Genomic DNA, 23437 nt, shown 5'->3' on the forward strand with positions numbered 1-23437 from the left:
GACTGGTAAACGCCATAATTCCTGCAACTATACTAATAAGTTGAATCTGAGATGTTGTCATGTTTGGTAGCATAATTTCAGATAGATAAATTTCTACTTCAAGCAATCCGTTGACTCTAAAAAGTGAACTTATCGCTTTTTATTTGAGATAAACCGCAACAGTGTTGCACTTGTTAAATACATACTAAAAAACCTGTATGTAACAGGCAATGAACAGAGTTGACAACTTTGTTGATTAATAAAGCGATTCTCACAAGATTTTTGAATCTTGAGGTTGTTTCCCTTCTCGAATCCATAAGTTATGCTGAATGGCCGCTAAAGCTCTTACTCTGGCTGATGGGTTGCGACGTGTTACTTTCCCTTGGCAAGCATACGCTGCTAATGTTCTGGCTCCAATCTTTAGATACTTTGAAGCCTCTTCATACGTCAGCCCCCAAGCCTGACAAAAAATTAACGGGTCTAACTCTTCAAATGTTAGTGGCGGCTGAATCATAATCGTAAAATCCTTCTCTAGGCTATTTCTACGGTTAGGTAATAGCTACTGGTACAATCACACTTTCCAGTTTTTTCTTTCTCTTTTCGGAATCAAACTAGATTGTCCTAATCCCTAAACGAAGAGGCTTTTGTGCAGTTCTTGCAGGAGAGAAAGAAACTAGAATACAAGGTGCAATAGCATCCTACACCCTTAGTTTTGGTCAAGCGATTCTAGAGTAGCATAAATATGCTATCTATATCCCTTTAGATAGTATATTTGTTTTGGAAGTTTCTTGTAAAAAAAAGGTAACTATAGGGGTAAAGTTATATATAAATCTCCTTACGATCAGAAAATGCCTAAGAAAACTACACCAAAAATGGTTCAGACCGCAGTTTCTATTCCAGAGCCGTTGTATGAAGCAGCAAAACGAGTTCAAGCAATGGAAGGATGGAATGAGTCAGAAATGCATCGACTGTTTTGGGAAAAAGGATTTGCGCTTCACGTTCAGGGAACTCTTGCCCGTCATCAATTGGGTTTGATTCCTGAAGCAGAAAGTCTAAGCGAGTGATGAGGGAGCTTCGGTAGCAAGGGAGAAAAGAGAATTATCTGAGAGTAATTCTTCTTCTCTTCCTGCTACCGAACCTCCTCCTACTTCCCTGCCTCTTCTTCTTCAAGAAGCCTTACTTTGCTTCACCAACACCGAACGCAAGTATTGCCGACAAGCTGCTTCTCCCCGATAAATCAGAATCCGCAGCCCCTGTACTTCCTGTATCGGAGAAATACAAATTTCGGCGATGGCTGGAATCAGATTTTGTTGCTTTTGCACATAATCTTGATGCTGCTCCTCTAATTCCTGAATCTTGGAGTTTAACTCCTGTATCTGTCGCAATGCTTTTGTTAAAGAAGATTCTTTGTTTTGAGAGCGATTATCCAGAGTGAATGTCATGTTATTGCTCCTATGTAAAACATGATTTTCTTGATGGTTTTCACAATCGACGCATTTATCACCAAGCAGCCGTGGGAATGAACATCTGTTATCGTTGTTTTTTGGTGGTTCGTGCTTAGATAACAAAGAAGAGAAGTCGTAAATCGTTACAGTTGGTTCTGGTTCAAGTTTTGGAAATGACTCTATTACGAGTTCAGGATTGCCCAAACCAATTGCATTTTTAATTTCCTGTTCCATGACTGGATTCTCCTTGTTGAGAAAATTGCTCTACCTGCTCGATTGCGTTGACTACATCTCCCAAAATATTGAACGCATCATGTAGCACCACATCGTTTGAGGTAGAAAAATGCTCTGACGATTGAATTTTACGATAATCTTGACTACTCCCCACAAGCCGCAACGTATATTGACATCCTTGTAAGATGGCTCGGATTTCTTGTGTAGTTAATTTAATTTCCATCGTTGTTCCTACTAAAATTTATCTCGTTGAATGCTGAAACTCGCTCCAATCAAAGCACTGCCCAAGAAGCCTGAAAAACTAACTAACATCATCCCCAAGCAAGTCTTTTTCTGATGCTGCCAATATTGAGAACTTGTAGCAATCTCCATTCCCCAGCACCCTATCGCCCCTACTCCCGCAAATCCGGTAAAAAGTAGGGATACAATTGCAGTTGTTTCTATGATGCGGTCGAGAAAAATTCTGGGATTGAATCTTTTTCGAGTCCGGCGTAGAACTAATTTATTACGGCTATTTGAAGGTAAAGATGATTGATAAGCCGCTTTCTGTGTTTTCATTTAACATCCTCCAATTCAACAAAAAATCCCGCACCAGTATTGCTAATCTTTACTTTTCTTTGATTGACCAACATTTGAATCACACTAAGACTGAAGTTGATATGACACAATCGAGTGCTACCACCACATAAAACTCCTGATAAGTTTGGGAGCTTTGTCTTTTTAGAGCAAGGAGGAAAAACGAACAGCGACTTTAGTCGCCTAAGCTGTATAGCTATAACCATCAGCACGGTGAATCACCTGTAGATATCTTGGATGAACATCGAAAATCTTGCTGGACGCTAGCTTAAAACTCGGTCGAGAACGAACACTGATTCGCCCTACCCATCGCCCTGCAAATTTACCTGACGCAACAACAGCGCTTACTAAGTCGCCTGTCTGAAAGCCAAACCAGCTTTTCTGGTTAGTGCGATGTCTATTGGGAAATCCAAACTTGTCAGTGCCGCACATCTGCCGCGTTCCGTGTCCTTTTGCCGTAATCAGCAACGGATTTGAGGTCAACACTTCAAGCGATTCGACTTGACCGACACAAGCCGCATCTAGCCAATGAGATTTAGGCAGATATAATCGAGTGCGATTGAACTTGGTTTGTCCGCCTGTCCCAGTTGTGACTAGCAAGCCTGTTTCTTTCAACGCGTGAAACAATGCCCAACGGGTTGAATTAACGGCGGCAGCGTCTTTGAGTGGGGATTTTGCCTGCTTGAGAATACGATTGAGTAAATCAGGTTTGCAGAAAAGAAAATCTCGTATCTCTTGATTCCCTTTGCTTTGATTGCAGGCATGGCAAGCAATCGTAAGGTTAGAAACTCGATCAGAACCGCCCCTTGATTTAGGTTGAATGTGTTCAATTTCAAAAGGGACGTTCTCGATTGAGCAATAAGCACATCTCCGATTCCATTTTTCCAGGAGGTACTCTCTGACTTCGTATCCTTGGAACTCTCCCTGCTGATATTGAACGCCTGAAATCTCAGGATTCTGCATCAGTTGCGGGTCAAACCGCACCAACTCTTGAGTAATACTGCTAATTGGTGCAAGCTTACGGAGTCGGTTAACCCAGGTGAGAATGGTATCGACCCGATGCTGAAGAGAAGGAGCCAGCCAGCCATCAGGACGGGTGCGATTGAGAAACCTCGCCTGCCGATAGCGAGTTTTGCGATTCCGTCTACTTTGTCGCAATTGGCGACGAGATAGCAGCGCATTCTTAATTTGTTGTCCCCGATGTTGCAGTTCGGCTCCAAAGATGACTTTGTTGCCTTGCTTAATTGCGATGCCCGTAACCTTTGAACCTGGATCTAGTTTGAGTTCTAAATCTTGTACAGGCACGTCGGGACAGGCTTCTTTCAGGATGATGGTAAACGGATAACGACGAAATACCGCAGCTTTTCCAGTATTGAGCAGATGACGCGCTGCACCCGGATGAGTTAGGTTTAGCGGTCGTCTGTCGGTATCAAGAACAAAGACAAAGTTAGACATTGGAAATCTCCGTAAAACGGGTAACGTGTTCCTCGCCAATGTTTTCAAGGCTTGTGAGGCCAGCCGCACTGCCTTACCCCTCGTAAAGCTGTTTAACGACTGACGACAGAGCGACAAACTGGAAAGTATTCGTCGGTGTCATAACCTTAAAAACGTAGTTAGTGAAACTAAGGCTGGTCAGCTAACTGAAGTTGAGGCATGAAGCCCCGTCACTTCAGTGCGGGGTGCTGACAACGACGGAGGTATTGCAAGCAATTGAAAAAAAATTGGGATGTTTAGAAAGCTAGAAAGCTAATGGAACTGAACTAAATCTGCTGGGTTGTTGGCAACAAAGCCCGTGTTTGTTATAGCTGCTTGTACTCATCCCAATTCCTGGGATTATAAGGTGATGACATTGATTCTTGAAATTCCCAGTTCTGAGAACTGATATCAAATAACTCAATTGCTGCATCAAACCCACACTGTAAAAATCGGGTATATGATTCTTCAGACCAAAGAATAGACTCAACAATTGCAGTTAGTAGTTTGAGATTGGTTTCAGTAGCAGCGCCTTCTTTGTGGAGCCATTCAATTGTTTCCAGCAGTTGTTTTTTAGCAGAAGCCGCAGTAGATGGTGGTAACGCTGCAATAGGAATAAAACCTGTTAGCTGTTTCATAAATCCTCCATGTCACCGAAATCAGTTGTCACCTTCTTTTGGGATTTAGCTTTACTAATCTGGAATTCGTTAGCTTTAATCACAGGCATTGCAGCCTCTTTGACTGCTGCTTTTGCTTGATGATAGAGAAATTGAACTACACCTGAAGCATCTTCTTCATCTTCAACCTGCGCCCATAGAGAACAACCTAATTCGATTGATTCATAATTGCCCAAGTTGAACTTTCTCGAATAATTAATTGAAACAGTACCGATTTTCATTGACTTATTTGAACCGCTAGTTCATGTAGTGGCGACTCAAAGATGAATCGCCTTTTTCGTGTCTGATTACCGCTTGTTACCTTGCGGCATTGCTGTCTGATTCTGTCCTTGCAGAGATGCCCTCGCTTCAGTTTGCGAAACCGTGGGTAATGCTGGTGCAGTGACAGCGTTACTAGCCCATCGCTCGTAAGTATCGTTTGTTACCCAGTGAATTGTTGCCCCAGATTCAGCACCAGAGCGAATCATTTCTGCTGCTTCTAACGCATCATGCTCAAAATCAGATTGAGGATTGCGATAGCTCCACTGAATAAACCAGTACGTTCCCAGTGTTCCTTCTACTTTCTGAAACTCGGCACAGAAAATGTAGTTTTTGAGTACGCTAGCGATCGCACCGAAGCAGAACTCTTTGGGATCTCCCGGCATCCCTTCCTCGCACCACTGCTGGAAGGCACGATGGGCGAAGTGATTGTAGAGTCCAGCAAAATTGTCTTTACTACGACGATGGATCAGGAAAGAAAGCAGCATGGAAGCTGGCCCCTTGAACTGGTCTTTGAGTCCGCCAGCTACCGGAATCACCCATAGTTCAGTAAATGGCTCATTAGTAAAATTCTCGTTGATGGTCAAGGCACGGTCAGGGCGAGAGATTGCGATCGCAAAGTCAGCTTTGTTACCTTTGAGATATCCTCCTGCTTGTGCTTCTAGAATTGTCAATTTTGGGGGACAATCGAGAAGAAATTGCCCGTATTCTTTAGCGCAATTCGCTTGTAGTTTCGGTTGGCTGGGTGGAATGAGGAAGACGCTGTTGTTGATTTTGATGGTTTCCATAATTGCGTTGTTGTTGCTAAAAATTGTGTTGATACTGGATAGTGTTCGACTTAGCTATTTATGACAATTTCAGGAATTGTTTTTAACTCGTATTTCAGCACTTCGAGTTGATATAGCCGCTTTTTAATCTCTGCTTCTAGAAGTGTTTTTAATTCCTGCGGCTTGAGCAATTAAATCTCATTCTCTAAATGATTTTCTTCACTATTATCAACCATCTCAATGCTGAGGACGAGACATAAATCGCTAGCTTTTACACCGATAACTCCTGGTTCAATTTCAGTAGATAATTCCTCAATGATTGAATGGAAGTCGGGGTCTTTATCATTGATTTCTACTTCAATCAAACCTGCATTATTCGATATAACAGTTGCCCAAGTTGGTAAAGCTTGAGGAATACTGGTTGCATAGAGTTTCATAATTTTGATTCCTGATTAAACTTAATTTCAACTACTTCTTCGACGTACCCCATTACCTCAGCCAAGTAATGCAGTACATCGCCCACGTGAGTTGCTGCCTCTGGATCAATCTTCTTGTCTGCAATCAACAAAAGCCAATTTTCATCTTGGGCAATCATCTGAATCTTTTGGTAGCAGAAGTTGAACTCTTGTAGGATTTCTATGGGTGACATTGGTTTATTCAATGAGTTGTGGTGTTCCTATTTGGATAAACTGATAATTTAGTTTTGCTCCTTGCCACACAGGTGGGTCTATCCTGCCCACCCGTTTCCTTACTCACGCTGCAACTAAATCTCTAGTTTCTGGCACGTATCTCTTTAACCGTTCCCACTCGTCACTCGTCAGTGCATCAAATTCTTTATCGAACAAATCCTCTTCCGTGGGTGATTGCTCTGTAGCCGTTGTTGATACCCTTGCCACCTTCATGAAGTTGTCTAATCCAACTGCTGCATCAACCGGCTCGGCGTATCGAATCTTATCTACAGCATTTGACCAGTGGGTGATGTGCTGAAATATCACCCCAATCATGGAATCATCTGTGTAGACTCGATAAGTTCTGGGGCAAGCTCCATTGACGTAAACGAGTATGTAACCAGGGATTTCGATAATCTCTGCATTGGGGTCGCTTGGAGGTAGGAGAATTTTCTCTGTTGGCTCATCTAACTGGGCTTCTTGAAGAGAAAATGTGGTAATCATATTCTGTGCCATGATTTGAATTGTCATAAATTTCGTTGTAGAGGCGATTGCATTACTCTTGGGCTGCAATCGCTTTTTCTCACTTCCAGTACAAGGGATTTCCATGACCTCTGCATTCGCATCTGTAGCAGGTATAAGAATTTCCTCTTGATAGTCACCTACTTGGAGTGAGAGGTTGCTTGGTGTACTTTGTGCAATGATTGGTGTTGATGGGCAAATTACATTTTGGAGGCGATTGTATTTCCTTGGGGGAGCAATCGCTTTTCTCACTTCCAGTACAAGGGATTTCTTACACCCCTGCATTCGCATCTGTAGCAGGTAGGAGAATTCTCTTGGCAGTCATAGAAACCCGGATCTGAAAGTGTGATGTTACTTGCTGTGTTATGTGCAATGATTATTTGTAATTGCATATAGGTGGCGATTGCAGTTGCTTGGTGTGCAATCGCCTTTCTCGCTTCAGCAACTTACGCCGCTACTGTCGCTCGGACTCCCAGCAACGCAATCACTTGTTCAGCACTCGCAGCCACACGATTTACCCCGTACTGTCTTGGTCGAGTGTACCAGCCTTGTTGATTGCACCCGACGAAGCCGACAAAATGCCCGTCTTGGTAGAGTTTGGTGCTGAAACTTAGCCAGTCAATCTCACCGCAATATAGACCAAAAACAGTGCAGGCTTTTTCCAATTCATCGCTCAGGCGTTCGTTGCGTTCCCGTGGTGTTTCTGGAAGTGTCGCTTTGACCTCTGCAACTCTTGTAGCGAACCAGTTGCGATCAAAGGGAAGCCGTCCGCCACCGATTAACTGCACCCATACCGTAATCCCGCCTTCAATCCAGATTGTACGCACTGATTCGGGTTCGACCTCTATAATCTCGCCGATGATGCGGCGATCTCTGCTGGTGAGAGGATCTTGGGTTGGGGCTACAACTTCGGCTTGGGTTTCGAGGTGAGTGTACAGTTCTGCTTGGGCGAGGGCTTGCTCATCAACAGAAAAACTAGGAATTGCTTGCTGTGTTAGTGTTTCGTAAGTCATAATATCGATCTCCGTGATAGGGGAAAAGGCGATCGTGAAGTTTCTCAGGCCCAGCGATCGCCTTTATTATTTGTGCAAACGACGTTGTGGTTTAGCACAACGCTCTCAAATAGATTTGGCGTAGCCATCAAAGTTAGTTGCTAAGAGCATTATCAAGACAGCAGACAGCAGCATCAGGGGAGGTGTAAGGAAGTGCTGTGTTTGGAAGAGGACACTCTACTAAATTCAGCTTTGCTGTAAAATCTTTGATTTCTAGACGAATGGCACTAAATAACCAGTTTTTTAAGACTTGGTAGGTCATCGAGATCATCTTCGTTGGCTTGAGCATTACAAGTTTGGCTTCCGGCTGCTAGTCCCGGTGGCACTTGGTTTTGTGGTTGATTGAAATTAGTTAAGTTTGGTAATTTGCAAACCCTTTTTGCGTTCGGGTGCAGGCGGTTGCATTTCCTTGCCCTTATATTTATATAGTGTATTGCCAATGGCAATACTTTGTCAATACCAAAAACAATACAGTTGCCAATACCGCCACAGCTTGATAGTTTTGTGGTAGGCATTCTTAACGAGGCTTGATACGACTATATGGCGAAGAGAGAAAGGACTTTTATTTCGATTGAAATTGATCCAAGCAAAAAAGCAGATTTTGTTGCTAAGGTCAAAAGCGAGAACAAAAACGTTACCGAAGTTCTTACAAACTGGATTGATGGATATCTTGGAGTTGCTGGAGGTATTGACGTTGTTGATCTCAAAAAACGTGTAGAGGCCATAGAACAGGCTTTAAAAGAGGGGGATATTATGGGGGAATCAGCCGCCTGAGAGAGGAAAATCGTTCTCTCAGGCAAACTCATGAACAATTGCTGAAATTGCTTAAAGAAAGACCCGCCGACAGTTAATGTAGGCGGGTTAACTTTTAAAGGTCTTGCTTGTATTGGTTTGGTATTATAATATTCCAATACAAGCACCAGAATAACCCAAGATGATTAAGATTATTTCAAAGTCTGTAAATCTAGTATTGGCCTTAATTGCATAGCAAAAGCGATCGCCGCCCGTCACAGCAATGCGATCGCCTGCTCAATCCGTTTACCACAAAGTGAGCTAACTATAATGCTGCCACATTTTTGGAAAATCCATCTGACAGCTACCCGGTTCACTTTGGTTAAACTGCAACACCCAAATTTTCAAGCATTTACCATAGTGGGCAAGAGATATGCTGACACTAGAAAAAGAAAAAACCTCAGCACTCGATTACAGCAACCTCAACACCAGCATCCAGGAAACCTTCACTGCCATCGACCGATTCGAGTGGCAAGCGGTAGATGAAATCCTCCAGATGAGAGAACAGCAGCTTTACCTGCAAGCTGGATATAAAAACTTTGAAGAATACTGCCAGCGTGAATTATATGCCTGGGGTGGATACCGACGAATCAACCAACTGCTAGGAGCCAAAAAGGTCATAGACGCAGTTGGTGAATTGGGCGGACACATCAAAAATGAGCGCCAAGCTCGTCCACTGCTGCGGCTAGTCAAGGAACCAGAGAAACTAAAACAAGCTGTAGCGATCGCTCTCAAAGATAACCCGTCCCCTGGTGAATCAGACTTTGCGGCTGCTGCAAATATTGTGGTTCCTCAACTTCCACGCAAAAAGCAATCTACTCAGGAACCAATGGTTCCTAAGATTCAAGAACCAGTGGTTCCTGAATCTGCCAAAGTCACAGTTTCACAACAATCACACCCTCGTTATGGGGATTCGGGAGTGATTGAGGCTTCGGCACCAAACCATTGGCAGCAGATTGTTACTTTTGCTGATGGCGAGAAGTTGTTGATCAACAACACCGATTTAGATGCCTCCAGCGTTCCCTTTCCCAGAGAGCGCACTTACCCCGCAGAATATACGGAAGCGATCGCTGCTATCGAAGAACGCCATAAACAAGAGTTAGAGCGACTTTCCCAGGAATTGAGGATTGGTTTGCAAGCAGAAGTGTCGGCCACAGCCGAAGCCCAGGTACAAGAGCAAATTCAATCTCTGCAAAACCTGTACAAGCAGCAGAAGGAGCAGAATATTCAATTGCAGCAGCGTTTAGACGAGATGGAGGGGTTGAGAAAGTTAGAGATTGAGAATCAACAACTCCAGCAGCGCATTCAGGAACTAGAACACGCAGTACAACAGCGTCCTCAACAGCAGTGGGAAAATACCATGACGCAACAGGCGACTAAAGCGTTGAACAAGCAAGTTAAACAAGCTCTGGAGAAAACCATTGATCTGCGATCGCTGGCACAAGAACCACCCAAAGAAAATGCCCAGGAATGCTTGCGGTTAATGGGTATGGCTTTGAAGAATCTCGCTAGCGCTATGAACAATACCCAAGCACTCGAAGCTGCGGCCATAATCCTGGGAAGTGAGCCAACACCATCTGCGATCGCTTACCGTGCCGAACAACTAGAAATGTTGCCCCAGGCGGTTAGCGATATTCGACGGGTGTTGTCACAGCTTGGGTGTACTTGGCAGGACTATTGGGCAGTGGCGCAAGAATATGAGGTGATTAAACAGGACTACTGGGCGGAATTGACCACCCAAGAAACAGAACTAATTACCGCACTCCAGAACGCATCCTCTCAACCGGACACAATCGGACTCGGCTCTATCGTTGCCCATGCTGACCCATATCGCACTTTGTATGTCGAGAGGGGTGAGGTGGTAGAGGATTTAGGAGATGAGGTAATCGTTGCATGGGACTGCTGGAAGGAGCAATCGAAAAAGACTGACAGGTATTTCCGAGAGGAATTGCGATTCTGGCAACCTGAATAGGCTTTCAGTGTACTGATAACTTTTTAGACAACCAAATACAAGTACCAAGCCCTGCAATCGTTGTAGGGAAAATTCCGTGCATCAACATAAACAGGAGATTGTAAAATGACTGCAACTATCACAAAACCCAAGCTCAAAAAGGCTGCTACTAAAGCACAGTCACCATATAAGCGGCTTCATGTGATTATTCCCATACAAGATATGCTGTGGGCTTCGCAGCAAAAGCCCTCTGTTACGCAATTGTGGCAAGAATGCTGGACGGCTGACCCTTATGGTTCCCGGTGGATGCCGCTAACTTCTGCTTTAGGGTATAGTACTTTTATCTCTGCGAAGAAAATTCTTTCTGAAAGTGGGCTATTCATTTTCAAACCCGACAAGTCGATTCAGGATGGTAGGGAAACAGCTAGCTGGATGGTGAAAAATTTGCATGGCAGTCGGATGAAGGAGTTTTGGGAGAAAGCTAATTCTGCGTCACCAAAACCAGATGCTGAAAAACAAGAACTAAATGCTGGGGATTCAGAGATAGATGCTGCCCCTGAAGAAATACGTGCTTTGTATGAAGCATCTATTTCAGGTCAAAGTCAGTTAGAGCAAGGGTTCCAAAAACCCTCACGAACTGCTCAGGAACACCTCACAAACTCTACAAAAGAGTTTGTGAGGTGTAACTCTGACACGCAACCCGTTATTTCGCACTGTGAGGAGACGGCTCACGCGCCCTTGGGGGTCGCGTCGCCTCAGTTTGTTCAAAGCGGGGAAGAGTTGGAGGAAGAGTTACCTGCGGTAACGGACTGCACGACGCTAGCGCTTGTGGATGATGCACCGAGTCAATCTGCTTCGTTGTTAGCTGAAAACCAGAATTGTGGTATTGAGGCGAAAGGCTTTCATGAAGGTACTTGTTCCGCCGCGCCCGTTGCACAAAATGAAAAATCTTTAAATTCTGCGATCGCTAATCAAACACTGGGGCAAGTAGAACAGGGTCAATCTGCTTCCTTTTCGGGAGAAAATCAAGTCTCTGTCCTTGAAGTGAAAGCGGATCATGAAGGCGAAGGTTCCGCCGCGCTTGTCACTGAAAAATGGTCGCATGAGGCGATTGTAGCGAGGTCAAATATGCGACCTGGAAGAAGGGAGAAACTGAATCGAGCGGCGAATTCGGGGGAGAATCCGGGGTTTGACTTCTTGCAGGAATGCTGGAGTGATGACCCGGCTTTGCAAATTGTGATCAAGAAACTACTGGCGAAGTATCCGCAGTGGGGGATTGCGGTTGTTGATGGGGTGTTGATGAAGTGGAATGAGTAGTGAACGCCATTTCAACTACTAACGTACTTCAAAACTCGCTCCCACTCCCAACACCTGCTGGTCTACCAATATTTCTTTATGATTAAATTTTAGCGAAGCATTTGGCAAGCACTAAAATAACGGAAATCTTTACAAAAATAGTATCTGCAACAGTTTTATTTATACCAAGCTTGTTAATTGCAGAGTTAAGATAGTGGCTCGTAATTAATTAGGAACTTTTTATAATGCTTCAGTTAGCTCAGGTTAATTTTGGAACAAATACAGCTACACTGCTTGGAAATCTTTATATAGTTTTAGCAATTATTTATCTATTTATAATAATAAGCTGGCTAGTTTTGAGGAGAAATACACTTACAACCCCTGCTTTGCTAATTTATATTGTTCAAGGGGTATTAGCACCAGTGGTAATGCTCATCTCTGGAATTATCTTAATGATACAAGGCTGGCGTTTAGATCCAATTCTCCAATTCCAACAATTATTATTATTTTTATTGATTATTTATCTAAGTTTTAAAGATACTATAATTAACTTTATTCTCCGAATCAGATAAGCAAAAATTTGCAATTGATTCGGCGAGATAGGCTGATACTAAAGAAGTATTGCTAATATTCAGTGCGAAAATATACTTGCTTATTTTATTAATAGCTATTTCAGTAGGGTGATCTCTACAAGGTTAAAATTCCGTCCTTTAAAGATGGAAAAGCTTAAAATGGCAGGGATTTTAAAAGAAAATCCCGGCTTTGAGTACTTGCAAGAATACTGGCAGAATAATCTGGCTTTGCAGATTGTGATTAAGAAGTTGCTGGCGAAGTTTCCGCAGTGGGGGATTGCGATTGTAGATGGGGTATTGATTGATTGGGAGGGGTAGCAAATCTGTACAACAGTCTACAAACTAAACCTAGAGTGGCAAAGCTAGCTAGAGCAAAACTTAAACGTAGTAAATTCGTTATTATTGAAAATTTTGGTTTACCTATTTACGCCTATCTCAATCATGAAAAATCTACTCTAGCAAGTTTTACCACTCTAGGTTTTATTCGTAGTGCTGCTGGCATTTTCAGTCATCTGTTCTCTTCTACTTTTATCTTATAATTTTTCATGTCTACCTACTTATAACAGGGGTAGGTTCTGCATAAATATCGCATCCAATTTGACCTTTGTTAATGTATACCGCAAAACGGGTCGCGCTCTTTATCAACTTCATTAGGTTGCAAATCTAATCCAGTGCGAAAAACGCATCCTTCTTCTAATAGACATTCTTGATTGTCTGATTCCCAATAAGGAACTTCACCAACGTGCAAGCGTAAAATACCTTTTTCATCGAAACTAACGCGATATTGGCAAGGAAATTCTAGAGTCACATCTGGTTTCTTGAGTTCACCAATTACCAACCATTTTTGCTCGTTTGTTTGCGGATCTATGTTGCGAGTATAAAAGATGTACTTACCGCTTTCTGGAAAACTCGGCAAAGGTTTGCTGATTAAACCTCTAACTGGCGGCTGGTTGCTATCGCTGCTATAGCGAAATTTTTGGAACTGAGTATTAGAATTGCTAGATGCAAAGACTAAATGAAAATTGTTTGAGAGATTCACAGCGTTTGACTCTAACACCTTGCCAGCAAAAATATCTTCATGATTAAATTTTTCTGAAGAAAATAATGCTAGTGTTTCTGTAGTTGCATTAGTTGCTGTTGTTACTTGTGTGAGATCAATGCCATCACCATTGCGATCATCAATTAAATAATGAGGTTCTTTTCGACAAATGAGAATGCGGATATCTAAGGTAGAATCAATTTCAAACTGAATTTTGATGACATTTCGAAAGAAGTTATCTGAGTTCATTTGAGAATCTGACTGCTTGAGTTGATTCCGGAGATTGTCACCATTGAAGCTACCCCAAAGTTGTAATTGCCCACCCTCATAGTCGTGACGGTAAATAATATTGATCAATTCTATGCATGACCAATCATTGCGAATTTTTACTGCCTGATCGTTGGGAGAGATTTGATAAAACTCTTGTCCAGCTTTAAAGATGTCTAAGAAATCAGTACTAGTTTGGGTTCTACTTCTAAAGTTACAGGGCAAATAATAAAATAAATTTTGAACATCAATACGCAGCCTACTTACTCCCCTACGCAGCAATTCTTTAGTTTCTTCCGTGCTAAATTGCAGCTGTCTTATCTTCTCGATGTAGCAAGCTCCAGCAGAGGTAGCTAGCTTGCTAAATTCTGGATCAAAGGTAATACGCTCTGGATTCCACACGAAGTAATCAGACTTGCTAAAATCTTGGTAGATTTCGCGTTTAACTAGGTCGATATTGCAGGTTTTGCCAGATAAAATCAACCAATCAACTTTTTCATTTTCTGTGTCATAACTATCTTCGGTATCATAATTATATTCGTTATCATTCTGGATACTTAAACGACTTTCCATTAGTGCTTTAGCAATGCCTATTGCTTCTGTAATCACTGAAGATGCTGCTCGTTCAAATTGCTCACTGCTGAGGGTGACATAAAAATTATTAAAGTTTTGTTCCTTCTGGATATAGTCAATTCCAATTTGGCTTAGTAGTTCAGAAATTTGCTGCTCAGAGAGAGTAAAATTTAAAGGAGAACCATTTTCTGCTGACTTTTGTCCTAGTTTGATTTTGGCAGTCTCAGCATAATCCCACAGAGTATAAAAAGTTTGCAATCGTTGGGGAGCATCTTTCCAACGGGTGGGTAACACTTGCTCTGCCGTATCTAGAGCATCTTTGTAAGCAGCATATTCACGTTCTGGGTATTGTTTATCTATACATTCTAAAAGTGAGCCTTGCTTGTATTCATCTTTTTCAAGAAAGCGCTCGTTGAGATTGAGAATTAAATCCTTGAGTTTGTCATTTTGCAACTCGCCTGTTGTTATAGCTGTCAGCAGACAGTCAACTATTGCCACCTTCAGTAATCGAAACATTCGCAGAGTAATTAATTCCCCGCCTAATTGTAAATGGCCCGAAGAACCTAACAGTTTAGGAGTAATTTGATAAAATCGCCCCCCAAGCCCTTGGTCTTCATCATTTCTAAAGGGAGTAATATATTTCAAAGTCAGTTCAATCAAGGCTAAGTCAGTTGTTCCACCACCAATATCTAAAACGAGGACATTTTGTGACCAATTGTGACCTTCTCGGCGACAAAGGGTCTTGAAGTACTCCATGTCAATGTTGAGTCCGTCCCCAAATTCTCGCCAAAGATAGAATATTACCACAGCAGTAGCTTCGTCAACGGTTTGTACGTCATCAATCCCAAGATTTTCTACAAGCTGCTTCACCTGCTTGCGAACAAGTGGTGGTGTTATTGTTGGGTAAGTTACTACTACTTTTTGAAAGTCTCCTTTAGAAAAGCTACGACTTGGATGTTTGCGGTAGTCGTCGGTTAACTCGATTAGATACCCCCAAGCAGCTTGGATCAATTGGTTGACTTCAATGGTTTCTTGTTTTCCATCTACAGAAACTAAGAAGTGACGATATTGACCAAAGTACCGTTTGGGTGAGTGATGAAATCTGCTGATAATTTCTTCTAAGGAATTGCTTGTGCTTAGAGATATCGCTTTGTTTTTGTTATTCTTTGCTTCTCTACCCATTCTCACCTTTAAAGGATTCAGACTTGTAATTTCCAACTCACTAGAAATTTCTACACCACGTCTGTCAAGATCCAGAACAACTGGAATGAGATTTTGAGATTCTAGGGTTGGGATGCGGAACACCTCATGATATATCTGGTAAAGTTTTTTGCTGACAGACCTACGAAATTGCTCACTTGTGCCTAAACACAGTTCGATTTGGCGAATACCTTCTAGGTATCGGTCTTGGTTATCAGCTTGAAAAAATTCATGTAACCGATTTGGTTCTATTTGCAAATTTTTGCTAATGTCATCAATAAAGTTTTCCCACTCGCTAGCATTGACACCTGGTAAAGCATTAGTAGCAGGTGAACTCAGCCATTGTGCTAATCGTTGGCGTAACCGGATTTCTTGTTCTTTTGGCAGGTTGGATGCAATTGGTGCTTCAATTGGATCAAAGAGTGTCACAGTAGAATTAGATGTGCCAAAATCTATAGCTAACCAACCAGGAAATGGTTTTTTTCGTTCAGGGTTTGTGCTAAAAGGTTCTGGAAGTCTTGTAGCTGCAATTTCATCCAATCTTTTCTCAATTCTCTTTAGCCGATCTGTCAGAGTTGAATCTAACTCTTCGTCTTTTACCTGCCCTTGTTGGGAAATTACTATCTGATCGGATGCTACTTCTAAGTCAGGATCTCCTGTAGATAAACTTTTAACCTCACTCAACACCTCTTGAATGAGTTCTGTCATCTTTTGATTGTTATTTCTAATTTCATCAATATTATCTAGCTTTAGGAATGTTTCTTCAATTTTGTTTCTAATTTCTGGTTCTTTGATTTCTACTCTCGGTGTGGGTTCATCTGATGTATGATTTAGGATTTTTTCTTTTAACTTTGTTAACCCAATTGATGCTAATTCTTTAAGTACATAGCTTGCTACGTCTACTACGATTGGTTCTAACATTTTATAAATATCCTATTATGTTTTAATATACATTTCCTCAAGTATAAATATCAGGGGAAGAGATTGAGGCAATTTGTGAGAGAATAGGCGAGACAGAATCAGCTTCATTAATCTCCTGTTTTTCACCTGTCATGAGTCTTAGCAATGCTTCTTTTTTTAGCAGATCATCTAGTGTAGAAGTGAAATCTTTTAATTCCCTCAAAATCGCTTGATCAACTCTCTTATTAATTTGAGCTACATATTCCCCTAAATGTAGAATCAGGCTAGTAGTTAACTTATCTCGCAGTCGCAGTATTTGAGGTAGGGGGTTTTGGGCAGACATAGAAATATTTTGTTTGCGCTCTGGTGCCCAATCAAAAAATTGACCACTCTCATGTTTTTCATCCTTATGTGCTAGGGGAAATATACCATTTGCATCAATAGGTTTGTCGTCTTTGAATGTTTTAGTGATGATATATTCTTGCCATTTTTTAGGAGCATAGGTATCAAAGAAATCACCAAATAGATCAGCTTCATCCTTACCACGTTTATCCCTGATATCTTGTTCCATTGTTTCATTGAGATTTTCATCGAAGTATTTTATCTCTGGAACTAATTTATCAGACAATTGTTGTAAGAAGTTGATAATTGCTTGTTGAATTCGCTCAAGAGCCAAATCTTGTAATTCCTTAACAGTACGGTCAAATACCTTATAAAAATCATCACTTTTCGTAGGGATGTTACTTTTAGTGCGCCTCTTTCTTCGACGAGGTTCATCATCCTCATCATCATCTTCTTCTTGAGATACTATGATTATGCCATCTTGGGAGTTGTTGAACAGCAAATGCCACTCGCTCCATTCAAGTATTTTATAAGTTATTTCATCTTTGATAACATCGCTAATAGGAACTCCTTTTGCGTTTTTTAGCGGCTCTTTTCCTAAATTATCTCTCATGCGATTGTAGGTGCTTTTCATGTTGTCAAGATAGGAGCGCAAATCAATTAAAGCTTGACTTTCTTTTGTGTCTATACCTAAATCTGATAATATGTCTTTCAGCTGATTTTGTTGTTGACGCAATTTCTCGGCATCCTTACGAGTGTCTTCATATAATTGCCTCAAACTGTGTTCAGCTACATGGTTTAAGATCAACTCCCGTAGTTTAGGGATACCGCCTTGTTGTGCAAAGTAACCAAGCTGTTTCCCAAGAGAACTGTCTGGGTCTGCTTTTAAAAGAACCTCACTTAAGCTTTGCCACTTATCGCGCATCAGCTTAGACTGTTGTAAACCGATATCGGTTTGACCTTCAAATCTAGCTCGAAACTCTGTAGAACCTACCTTTACTGCACCGGAATTTTTTGCTAAATCTGCCAAACCTATCAGTTGGTCTAACAAGACAATGCGGTCTTGTTGACTTGTCAATGCTGAAGCTTGATCAATGATAGCTTTGAGTCCGCTCAATTGTTGGAAAACAGTTTTTTCTGCCAAGGAATCATTAGCAGCAGACTTAATCAGTTCGTCAATTTTTTGTTCACTTTCTATGGAAAGTTGATTAAATCTACCCACTCCCACCAATATGAAATCTTTGAGGGGTTGTTTGGGTCTTTTTTTCTGAATCATTGTGAAGATTTCACTGACGCTACGGCTTTCTGGAGTCCTCCCGTTAAGTAGGATGAGAATCGTCTGTACTTTCTCTAATTCTCGCAGTGACACAAAGGTATCTCTGACTCCCGAATGCGCCGCACCCAATCCAGGAAAATCTAGGAGAATAAACTTTGCTGTATCTTGTGTTGTTCCCAGATTCCAAATTTCTTTGGATATTTTGACATCAATATTTACACGCCGGATGAGTGAAAAGGTGTTTTGCAATAACTCTACTGAGGGTCGGTTTTTATTCACAGTTACCTTAGAAATTGCAGGTATCTCTTCAAATTTCGTATCTAGAGTTACAACCGACATGCTGGTTAGTTTTAAACCCTCACGAGCAGTAGCGTGAGTTATTTTGAGGCTTTGACCACATAAATCTGCTCCATAGTCAACATAAGTACGAATAAAAATGATCAACTCTCCCAGCAGATAATGTAGTTCTTGGTTTTGAGTTTGATTCCATGCTTCCTTACACCAGTCCTCGTAAGGATTTAGGGTATCTCTATTTAATGTTTCTAAATCTACTTGAGGTAAAGCAGGAAGTTCAGATAGTTGTGCCCATTCTTTTGGTTTTTCCAACATAAATTCTAGGCATTGTTTCACCTCTGCGTGATCAAGATACTCTACGATAAAGTTATCAAATTCAGTAGTTTTTAACTCTTCTTGCTGAAGTAAGTGGATAGCTGTGACGTTGCCTGTGGTGGGTATTTCGCTGACTGGTAAGGCATCTGCGTAGCCAATTAGATTACCAATTAGTAGGGTTTTACCACTACTAAATTCTCCCATAACGGCGATTTTCACAGGCGAGGATGCCAGTTTCACAGTGTTCTCGGCAGCATCTTGGAGGCTTTTTAGACAGTCTTTAACTTTGGGGTTGTCTAAAGTTTCATTTGCTGAGGACTGGTATGGTTCCAACGATTTTACTACTCGGAGTACAGACTCGCCATACTCTTTGTATTTGTACAGATTTTCTAGTATAGGATTTTCAAACTTAAATTTTTTTGGGGCTCGCTTTTGACGCCGAAGAATAGATAAAATTAATTCTTTTCCTTCTCTTTCTGAGCGCCTTTTTCTTTTTGGCAAGTTCTCTAATTGAGATATTGCAAGTTCCTTGTTATCAAGAACCCAATTCAATATTCCACGAGAGTAAACTAGAAGAGGCTGATAATCTTTTAAAGGTTCGGCTAAAGTTTCTATTATAGATGCCAGTCGCATTAGCTCATATTTATCTTGATTTTGTTCGTTGTAGACCTTCTTGAGTTCTGAAGCGAGTTGACGAGCTGCTTCATTTGGTTCTACAAAAGCTAGTGCTGTCCATTGTTGGACTTGAGCCAAATCGCGTTCATAGGGGTCGTTACTTTCAAGTTTTTGCTTTATATAAGCTTGCAAAAAATACGACAATTCTGTTAATCGTTGCTGCCCAAATCTTGAATCATTTTTTAATCGTTTTAGTAGCTCAGTGCGTACTGCTCCATCCATTTCATAAAGTTCATATCCAACCTCATCAACTAAGGTAGAAAGCAACACATTTGCTACTGCTACCCAAGGAATGTTCAGTGCATTACCATCAATATCTTGCTTAAAGTTTGCCCAAAGACGATACAATAAATCAGGAGTAAGTGCTATGGAAAAAGCAGCATGATAAGCTAGAATCAGAATATCTTTTCCAAAGCGATCCTCAAAATACTTAATACGTCTTAGAGCAATTTCACTACTCATATCGTGCGTCCTTCAAAAATTGTCGGGCGTCCTCTGAGTACACCGACAGCATCTTGAAGCCCTCGACGACTAAATTCAAACATTGGAACAATTTTATTTATTTCTTGTGCTGTCGTGCCTTTCCAAGACTCTTTCGGCATAGGATTTAGCCAAGCCACATAACGGACATTACGTCTCAATTTATCAAGAAATTCTTTAGTTAATTTAACTCGTTCTTTGCTGTACCCTCCCCTAGCTGCACCAGCATCACTAAAAATTAAAACTGATGAACGTTCAGCACGCAGTGGACGAATAAAGTCTTCTATTAACTGCGCTTTTTGGCGATAACAATCACAATAAAGATTTTTAGTCGGACAATTTTGAAAATAGTAGATACCTGCTTTTCCTAAGCGTCCTCCACGTAAAAGCGTTTCAGCCAAGCAACTGGATAGTAAGTGAAATGGCACCATTGAACCATCTTGATCTAGTAATAAAAATAACTCAGCCCGATTCACACGGGGAGGTACTAGCACAAGCTCTAGTAATATACCTTTGTATCCAATTTGCTTAACTGTAGCTTCTAAATCTAACTCTACTGGTAGTCCTTCACGCACTGGACGCTTGAGGAAACGCCAGCTTTGTTTCATCTGTCGCGCTGTGACTGGAAAGTATTCTCCTGTTAACATGAAGGTTTTCATTGATAAGGCTTTAACTACCTTTTTCTCATCTTCAATATTTTCAGTTTTTAATGTTGGTTCTAGATCAAAGTTAGACCAAATTAATTCAGTGCCATCAGTGCTGTAATAAGTATCCCTTGATTGCGCCTCATTTGCCTCTGAGGGTGCTTGAGTTGAAGACTCATCCGCATTTTGGGTGGACGGACTTGGTTCGTCAAGCTTGTCATCTATCGGTTCTGATGTTGTGTCATTTAAAGGCGGGGGTATTTGCTCAGATTTGTCATCTACCGATTCTGCTGTTGGCTCCTGAGGTTTAAACTCATTGATGGGAGTCTCGGGTGTTTGGGGTTTTAGACTAGAGGATGATTCCTTGTCTACAACAACTGAAGCAGAATTTTGTGTTTTTAAATTTCTTATAGCCTTTTCAAAAAGATCGTCATATAAACGCTTCTCTTCAGATGACTTCACCCATATTGCCTGACACAAACGTTTGAGGGAATCAAGGTCACTACCAAATCCTGCTTGCAAAGCTTTTTGTAGTAGTTTATATTCATCAATACCTAAACGTAAGCCTGCATTACGCAAATCCATGAATAGGTCAAGCAGTAGCAATTCTTCTGTTTGAGCTTCTTGAGTTTTCTCTACAATTTCCTGACTCATGACTTGCCTTTTGATTCCATTCGCTTTTTGAATCGCTCTTTGACAACTTCGTAATCCTCCCAGTTTTTTAACAACACACCAGGATGCAACAATTGTTCAAACAACTTTTCTTTAAACCAGTGTAATACTTTCTGATTCTCATTATTTGCGTTATTTTCATTATTCTTATTCTTCTGAATTTCATAGATGATAGCTTTAACCCAATCTAACAATTCACTAGTACTGACTATCTTGCCAGATTGTCCTTTAAGGTCACGCATTTCATCTCGTACTATTCCGAAGCTGTTGATAATCTCAGTTAACAAATCTTCCGTTAACCATTCTTCTTTTTCATTTGAGAAGTGAGCGTTAATAATTTCTTTCAGCTTGTCATCTTTGGGAAATTCAATATAATGAAACAGACAACGACGCAGGAATGCGTCTGGCAAGTCTTTTTCATCATTACTAGTAATGAAAATAATGGGTGTATGCTGATTAGCACTAAATGTTTCTTCAGTCTCCTCAATTTCAAATTTAAATTTATCAAGCTCTACTAATAGGTCATTAGGAAAGTCAATATCAGCCTTATCAATTTCGTCAATCAGCAGTACTGTCCGGTTTTCTTGATTTTTAATAGCTCTTCCTAACGGCCCAAATTTTATATAATTAATGGGTTCTCTAAACCGTTCATTAATTTCGTTGAAATCTTCCTTTGAAAGGCTATTTGCACTAGCTAATTGAGCATCTCGCAAGCGTCCAACTGCATCATAAGTATACAGTCCGTCTTTTGCTCTACTAGTAGATTTTATATTCCATTCTTCGTAATCTAGCTTTAGCTCATGAGCCACAGCATAAGCTAATTTGGTTTTACCACATCCAGGCTCTCCTTTAAGGAGAAGGGGTCGCTTTAGATAAATAGCTAGGTTAACCACTTCTACTAGATCATGACTGGGTAGATAGGGATATAATAATTGTCCGTTTTCATCTTTATCACCAGGTTGTGGTTGAACTTCACCTGTATATATTAGTTGTTGATTTTCTACCATTTCAGCCATTTATCCTCCAGATCATACCAGTCATACCCCCATTCTCCACAAATATACTCTAGTACTGACAAAGGCTCACCACCTTGGCATTTGTTCGCTAATATCTCCTCAACATTTATCCTAATTTTATTTATCAATTCTATTGGTAATATGTCGATTTTATTATCTATCCACCCCGTCAATATTCCGCAAGTTATTTTTTGAATTTTTGGTAATTTTATTATTAAATGAGGCTCATAGTTATTTTGAGACAAATTAGCCAAGGGAATATTCCATTGATCTACACTGCCTTTTAAGTCAACTACAAACAGTAATAGCTTATGCTGATGATCGCAACGATAATCATTCTTTACTTTTTTAGTTAGTGGTTTCCATAGTTTTTCAATGAACTTGTTTATATCTGGGGCAAGCACAGCATTTCCTTCATCCAAAATAATAATCACACTTTCAAATTTCAAATTCGTACACACGGCTTCGATAATTTTGTCTATAATATCATCTGAGTTCTGTTCATTATCTATCGGATTTTTATCTGTAATACCATATTTGTTACTTAGTTGTTTCCGAATGCGAACACTAATATTAGGGTTAGAATAATTATTTATATCTATGTTAATCGGAATTATATTCGCTGGATTATGTTTAGTAGTGGACAGTATCAATCTCTTTAATAGCCATTTTTGTCCATAACCTTTTTCTCCATGAATTATGTAAGCTCCTATTGAACACTTGTTTACAAAAGATAGAAATAACTCTACTTGATCAATAAAATCTAGGTTAAGTAAATGGTTATACAAATCTTCTTTCTTTAATTTATCTTGATTATTGTTATTTGTGATCTTAGTCAATAAGTCAGAAAAGTTATCATTTATTTTTTCGCCCCATTCTTTTAATTCCCTCAAATCAGGAATGTTACCTTGCACATAAAAATAAGCTGCAAACCTTAAAAGCCTATCTAATTCTTCTAATTCTAAAATTTCATTCAACAATTTTTCAAAAGAATTAGGCACAGACTTTTGATGATTATTTTTCCCCTGATATTTTTCAGGACAACAGGCCAAATAAGAATTCTGCATTCCTACAAGATGTTGTCCTTCAAAAGGCTCAAGTATATGATTTAAAGTAATAACAGCATTAGCAAATTTTAATTTTTTATTATTAGGGTTTATCTGAAGCGCACTTTCAAGTAATTCCTCAATTAATTGACATTTTTCTGCTATTTGAATAAAATTAAGAGCGAGCTTTTCTAAGTTATCAGAAGTAGTAGCTATAGATTTAAACTCGTCGCTTATATCGTTCAAGTAATAAGTTTTTAACTTTCCGAAATCAAACTCATCTCTTAATGCATCACACAGAGCTTGTGAAAGTAGTTGCCATTGCTTACCATTTTTTAGTTTAATTTTGCCCATATATAATCAAAGCGATAATTACTAGAAAATAATACTTTGCTAACTTTTTTAATTAGTTTACTTTACATAGGCACTTTATTAT

Annotated in this window: 25 protein-coding genes; 7 read left to right on the top strand and 18 right to left on the bottom strand. The window is 40.4% G+C overall.

Annotated elements, in window-relative coordinates; translation table 11 throughout:
• Window positions 1-250: 250 nt before the first annotated feature.
• Window positions 251-493 carry a hypothetical protein gene (locus tag A4S05_RS21645; protein WP_069071863.1) on the bottom strand — a complete coding sequence of 81 codons (243 nt, stop codon included), beginning with the start codon at window positions 491-493 and terminating at the stop codon, window positions 251-253.
• Between the two features lie 334 nt (window positions 494-827).
• Between A4S05_RS21645 and A4S05_RS21650 the strand changes: the two genes are divergently transcribed.
• Window positions 828-1043, top strand: coding sequence for a hypothetical protein (locus tag A4S05_RS21650; protein WP_069071864.1), 216 nt, complete (start codon window positions 828-830; stop codon window positions 1041-1043).
• Between the two features lie 102 nt (window positions 1044-1145).
• Here A4S05_RS21650 and A4S05_RS43470 read toward each other — a convergent pair whose 3' ends face one another.
• From A4S05_RS43470 to A4S05_RS21715, 12 genes are all read right to left on the bottom strand, one after another.
• Window positions 1146-1658: a hypothetical protein gene (locus A4S05_RS43470; protein ID WP_069071865.1), complete on the bottom strand. Its 513-nt coding sequence runs from the start codon at window positions 1656-1658 to the stop codon at window positions 1146-1148.
• Window positions 1642-1881 (bottom strand): hypothetical protein, encoded by a 240-nt coding sequence (locus A4S05_RS21660; RefSeq protein WP_069071866.1) that lies wholly within the window; start codon window positions 1879-1881, stop codon window positions 1642-1644. Before A4S05_RS21660 ends, A4S05_RS43470 begins: the two co-directional genes overlap by 17 nt.
• An 11-nt stretch (window positions 1882-1892) precedes the next feature.
• The gene (locus A4S05_RS21665) at window positions 1893-2216 is read right to left on the bottom strand and encodes a hypothetical protein (protein ID WP_069071867.1); all 324 of its coding nucleotides are present in this window, start codon (window positions 2214-2216) and stop codon (window positions 1893-1895) included.
• Window positions 2217-2417: 201 nt separating this feature from the next.
• Window positions 2418-3689, bottom strand: coding sequence for an RNA-guided endonuclease IscB (iscB, locus tag A4S05_RS21675; protein ID WP_069071868.1), 1272 nt, complete (start codon window positions 3687-3689; stop codon window positions 2418-2420).
• Window positions 3690-4033: 344 nt separating this feature from the next.
• On the bottom strand, window positions 4034-4345 hold the full coding sequence (locus tag A4S05_RS21680) for a hypothetical protein (protein ID WP_069071869.1): 312 nt from the start codon (window positions 4343-4345) through the stop codon (window positions 4034-4036).
• Window positions 4342-4605 carry a hypothetical protein gene (locus A4S05_RS21685; RefSeq protein WP_069071870.1) on the bottom strand — a complete coding sequence of 88 codons (264 nt, stop codon included), beginning with the start codon at window positions 4603-4605 and terminating at the stop codon, window positions 4342-4344. Before A4S05_RS21685 ends, A4S05_RS21680 begins: the two co-directional genes overlap by 4 nt.
• A 66-nt stretch (window positions 4606-4671) precedes the next feature.
• A complete protein-coding gene (locus tag A4S05_RS21690; protein ID WP_069071871.1) occupies window positions 4672-5430 on the bottom strand; it encodes a hypothetical protein in 759 nt (252 codons plus the stop codon).
• A 170-nt stretch (window positions 5431-5600) separates the two neighbouring features.
• On the bottom strand, window positions 5601-5846 hold the full coding sequence (locus A4S05_RS21695; RefSeq protein ID WP_069071872.1) for a hypothetical protein: 246 nt from the start codon (window positions 5844-5846) through the stop codon (window positions 5601-5603).
• Window positions 5843-6058 carry a hypothetical protein gene (locus A4S05_RS21700; RefSeq protein ID WP_069071873.1) on the bottom strand — a complete coding sequence of 72 codons (216 nt, stop codon included), beginning with the start codon at window positions 6056-6058 and terminating at the stop codon, window positions 5843-5845. The genes A4S05_RS21695 and A4S05_RS21700 overlap by 4 nt, the downstream gene beginning before the upstream one ends.
• 103 nt (window positions 6059-6161) lie before the next feature.
• Window positions 6162-6884 carry a hypothetical protein gene (locus A4S05_RS43475; RefSeq protein ID WP_069071874.1) on the bottom strand — a complete coding sequence of 241 codons (723 nt, stop codon included), beginning with the start codon at window positions 6882-6884 and terminating at the stop codon, window positions 6162-6164.
• Window positions 6885-7045: 161 nt separating this feature from the next.
• Window positions 7046-7612, bottom strand: coding sequence for a hypothetical protein (locus A4S05_RS21710; protein WP_069071875.1), 567 nt, complete (start codon window positions 7610-7612; stop codon window positions 7046-7048).
• A 266-nt stretch (window positions 7613-7878) separates the two neighbouring features.
• Window positions 7879-8166: a hypothetical protein gene (locus A4S05_RS21715; protein WP_069071876.1), complete on the bottom strand. Its 288-nt coding sequence runs from the start codon at window positions 8164-8166 to the stop codon at window positions 7879-7881.
• Window positions 8167-8191: 25 nt separating this feature from the next.
• Between A4S05_RS21715 and A4S05_RS21720 the strand changes: the two genes are divergently transcribed.
• From A4S05_RS21720 to A4S05_RS42670, 6 genes are all read left to right on the top strand, one after another.
• Window positions 8192-8425, top strand: coding sequence for a hypothetical protein (locus A4S05_RS21720; RefSeq protein WP_069071877.1), 234 nt, complete (start codon window positions 8192-8194; stop codon window positions 8423-8425).
• A 391-nt stretch (window positions 8426-8816) separates the two neighbouring features.
• Complete coding sequence (locus tag A4S05_RS21725; protein WP_069071878.1) at window positions 8817-10415, top strand: coiled-coil domain-containing protein; 1599 nt, start codon at window positions 8817-8819, stop codon at window positions 10413-10415.
• Between the two features lie 105 nt (window positions 10416-10520).
• A complete protein-coding gene (locus A4S05_RS41835; RefSeq protein ID WP_176727064.1) occupies window positions 10521-11711 on the top strand; it encodes a hypothetical protein in 1191 nt (396 codons plus the stop codon).
• A gap of 224 nt (window positions 11712-11935) precedes the next feature.
• Window positions 11936-12262, top strand: coding sequence for a Ycf66 family protein (locus A4S05_RS21735; RefSeq protein WP_069071879.1), 327 nt, complete (start codon window positions 11936-11938; stop codon window positions 12260-12262).
• A gap of 159 nt (window positions 12263-12421) precedes the next feature.
• Entirely contained in the window at window positions 12422-12580 is a 159-nt protein-coding gene (locus A4S05_RS41840) for a hypothetical protein (RefSeq protein WP_176727063.1), read from the top strand.
• Window positions 12581-12615: 35 nt separating this feature from the next.
• Window positions 12616-12801, top strand: coding sequence for a hypothetical protein (locus tag A4S05_RS42670; protein ID WP_069071880.1), 186 nt, complete (start codon window positions 12616-12618; stop codon window positions 12799-12801).
• Window positions 12802-12869: 68 nt separating this feature from the next.
• Here A4S05_RS42670 and A4S05_RS21745 read toward each other — a convergent pair whose 3' ends face one another.
• Genes A4S05_RS21745 through A4S05_RS21765 form a run of 5 tightly spaced genes read right to left on the bottom strand, consistent with a single transcriptional unit; the run spans window position 12870 to window position 23355 of the window.
• Window positions 12870-16262, bottom strand: coding sequence for an acetate and sugar kinases/Hsc70/actin family protein (locus tag A4S05_RS21745; protein WP_256091071.1), 3393 nt, complete (start codon window positions 16260-16262; stop codon window positions 12870-12872).
• Window positions 16263-16299: 37 nt separating this feature from the next.
• Window positions 16300-19605 carry a dynamin family protein gene (locus A4S05_RS21750; protein WP_084227194.1) on the bottom strand — a complete coding sequence of 1102 codons (3306 nt, stop codon included), beginning with the start codon at window positions 19603-19605 and terminating at the stop codon, window positions 16300-16302.
• Window positions 19602-20921, bottom strand: a complete 1320-nt coding sequence (locus A4S05_RS21755; protein ID WP_069071881.1) for a hypothetical protein — start codon at window positions 20919-20921, stop codon at window positions 19602-19604. Before A4S05_RS21755 ends, A4S05_RS21750 begins: the two co-directional genes overlap by 4 nt.
• Window positions 20918-21955, bottom strand: coding sequence for an AAA family ATPase (locus A4S05_RS21760; RefSeq protein WP_069071882.1), 1038 nt, complete (start codon window positions 21953-21955; stop codon window positions 20918-20920). The genes A4S05_RS21755 and A4S05_RS21760 overlap by 4 nt, the downstream gene beginning before the upstream one ends.
• Window positions 21940-23355, bottom strand: a complete 1416-nt coding sequence (locus A4S05_RS21765; RefSeq protein WP_069071883.1) for a hypothetical protein — start codon at window positions 23353-23355, stop codon at window positions 21940-21942. Before A4S05_RS21765 ends, A4S05_RS21760 begins: the two co-directional genes overlap by 16 nt.
• Window positions 23356-23437 lie beyond the last annotated feature (82 nt).

The sequence above is a fragment of the Nostoc sp. KVJ20 genome (assembly GCF_001712795.1).
Lineage (GTDB): Bacteria > Cyanobacteriota > Cyanobacteriia > Cyanobacteriales > Nostocaceae > Nostoc.

Excerpts from the sequence above, each read along its gene's own strand:
- A4S05_RS21680 (WP_069071869.1), bottom strand. The coding sequence starts at position 4,345 with ATGAAACAGCTAACAGGTTTTATTCCTATTGCAGCGTTACCACCATCT.
- A4S05_RS21755 (WP_069071881.1), bottom strand. The coding sequence starts at position 20,921 with ATGAGTCAGGAAATTGTAGAGAAAACTCAAGAAGCTCAAACAGAAGAA.
- A4S05_RS21685 (WP_069071870.1), bottom strand. The coding sequence starts at position 4,605 with ATGAAAATCGGTACTGTTTCAATTAATTATTCGAGAAAGTTCAACTTG.
- A4S05_RS21765 (WP_069071883.1), bottom strand. The coding sequence starts at position 23,355 with ATGGGCAAAATTAAACTAAAAAATGGTAAGCAATGGCAACTACTTTCA.
- A4S05_RS41840 (WP_176727063.1), top strand. The coding sequence starts at position 12,422 with ATGGCAGGGATTTTAAAAGAAAATCCCGGCTTTGAGTACTTGCAAGAA.
- A4S05_RS21695 (WP_069071872.1), bottom strand. The coding sequence starts at position 5,846 with ATGAAACTCTATGCAACCAGTATTCCTCAAGCTTTACCAACTTGGGCA.
- A4S05_RS21760 (WP_069071882.1), bottom strand. The coding sequence starts at position 21,955 with ATGGCTGAAATGGTAGAAAATCAACAACTAATATATACAGGTGAAGTT.
- A4S05_RS21650 (WP_069071864.1), top strand. The coding sequence starts at position 828 with ATGCCTAAGAAAACTACACCAAAAATGGTTCAGACCGCAGTTTCTATT.
- A4S05_RS21645 (WP_069071863.1), bottom strand. The coding sequence starts at position 493 with ATGATTCAGCCGCCACTAACATTTGAAGAGTTAGACCCGTTAATTTTT.
- A4S05_RS21700 (WP_069071873.1), bottom strand. The coding sequence starts at position 6,058 with ATGTCACCCATAGAAATCCTACAAGAGTTCAACTTCTGCTACCAAAAG.
- A4S05_RS21660 (WP_069071866.1), bottom strand. The coding sequence starts at position 1,881 with ATGGAAATTAAATTAACTACACAAGAAATCCGAGCCATCTTACAAGGA.
- A4S05_RS21720 (WP_069071877.1), top strand. The coding sequence starts at position 8,192 with ATGGCGAAGAGAGAAAGGACTTTTATTTCGATTGAAATTGATCCAAGC.
- A4S05_RS21745 (WP_256091071.1), bottom strand. The coding sequence starts at position 16,262 with ATGTTAGAACCAATCGTAGTAGACGTAGCAAGCTATGTACTTAAAGAA.
- A4S05_RS21750 (WP_084227194.1), bottom strand. The coding sequence starts at position 19,605 with ATGAGTAGTGAAATTGCTCTAAGACGTATTAAGTATTTTGAGGATCGC.
- iscB (WP_069071868.1), bottom strand. The coding sequence starts at position 3,689 with ATGTCTAACTTTGTCTTTGTTCTTGATACCGACAGACGACCGCTAAAC.
- A4S05_RS43475 (WP_069071874.1), bottom strand. The coding sequence starts at position 6,884 with ATGCAGGGGTGTAAGAAATCCCTTGTACTGGAAGTGAGAAAAGCGATT.
- A4S05_RS21690 (WP_069071871.1), bottom strand. The coding sequence starts at position 5,430 with ATGGAAACCATCAAAATCAACAACAGCGTCTTCCTCATTCCACCCAGC.
- A4S05_RS21715 (WP_069071876.1), bottom strand. The coding sequence starts at position 8,166 with ATGCCTACCACAAAACTATCAAGCTGTGGCGGTATTGGCAACTGTATT.
- A4S05_RS21725 (WP_069071878.1), top strand. The coding sequence starts at position 8,817 with ATGCTGACACTAGAAAAAGAAAAAACCTCAGCACTCGATTACAGCAAC.
- A4S05_RS21665 (WP_069071867.1), bottom strand. The coding sequence starts at position 2,216 with ATGAAAACACAGAAAGCGGCTTATCAATCATCTTTACCTTCAAATAGC.
- A4S05_RS41835 (WP_176727064.1), top strand. The coding sequence starts at position 10,521 with ATGACTGCAACTATCACAAAACCCAAGCTCAAAAAGGCTGCTACTAAA.
- A4S05_RS21735 (WP_069071879.1), top strand. The coding sequence starts at position 11,936 with ATGCTTCAGTTAGCTCAGGTTAATTTTGGAACAAATACAGCTACACTG.
- A4S05_RS43470 (WP_069071865.1), bottom strand. The coding sequence starts at position 1,658 with ATGGAACAGGAAATTAAAAATGCAATTGGTTTGGGCAATCCTGAACTC.
- A4S05_RS21710 (WP_069071875.1), bottom strand. The coding sequence starts at position 7,612 with ATGACTTACGAAACACTAACACAGCAAGCAATTCCTAGTTTTTCTGTT.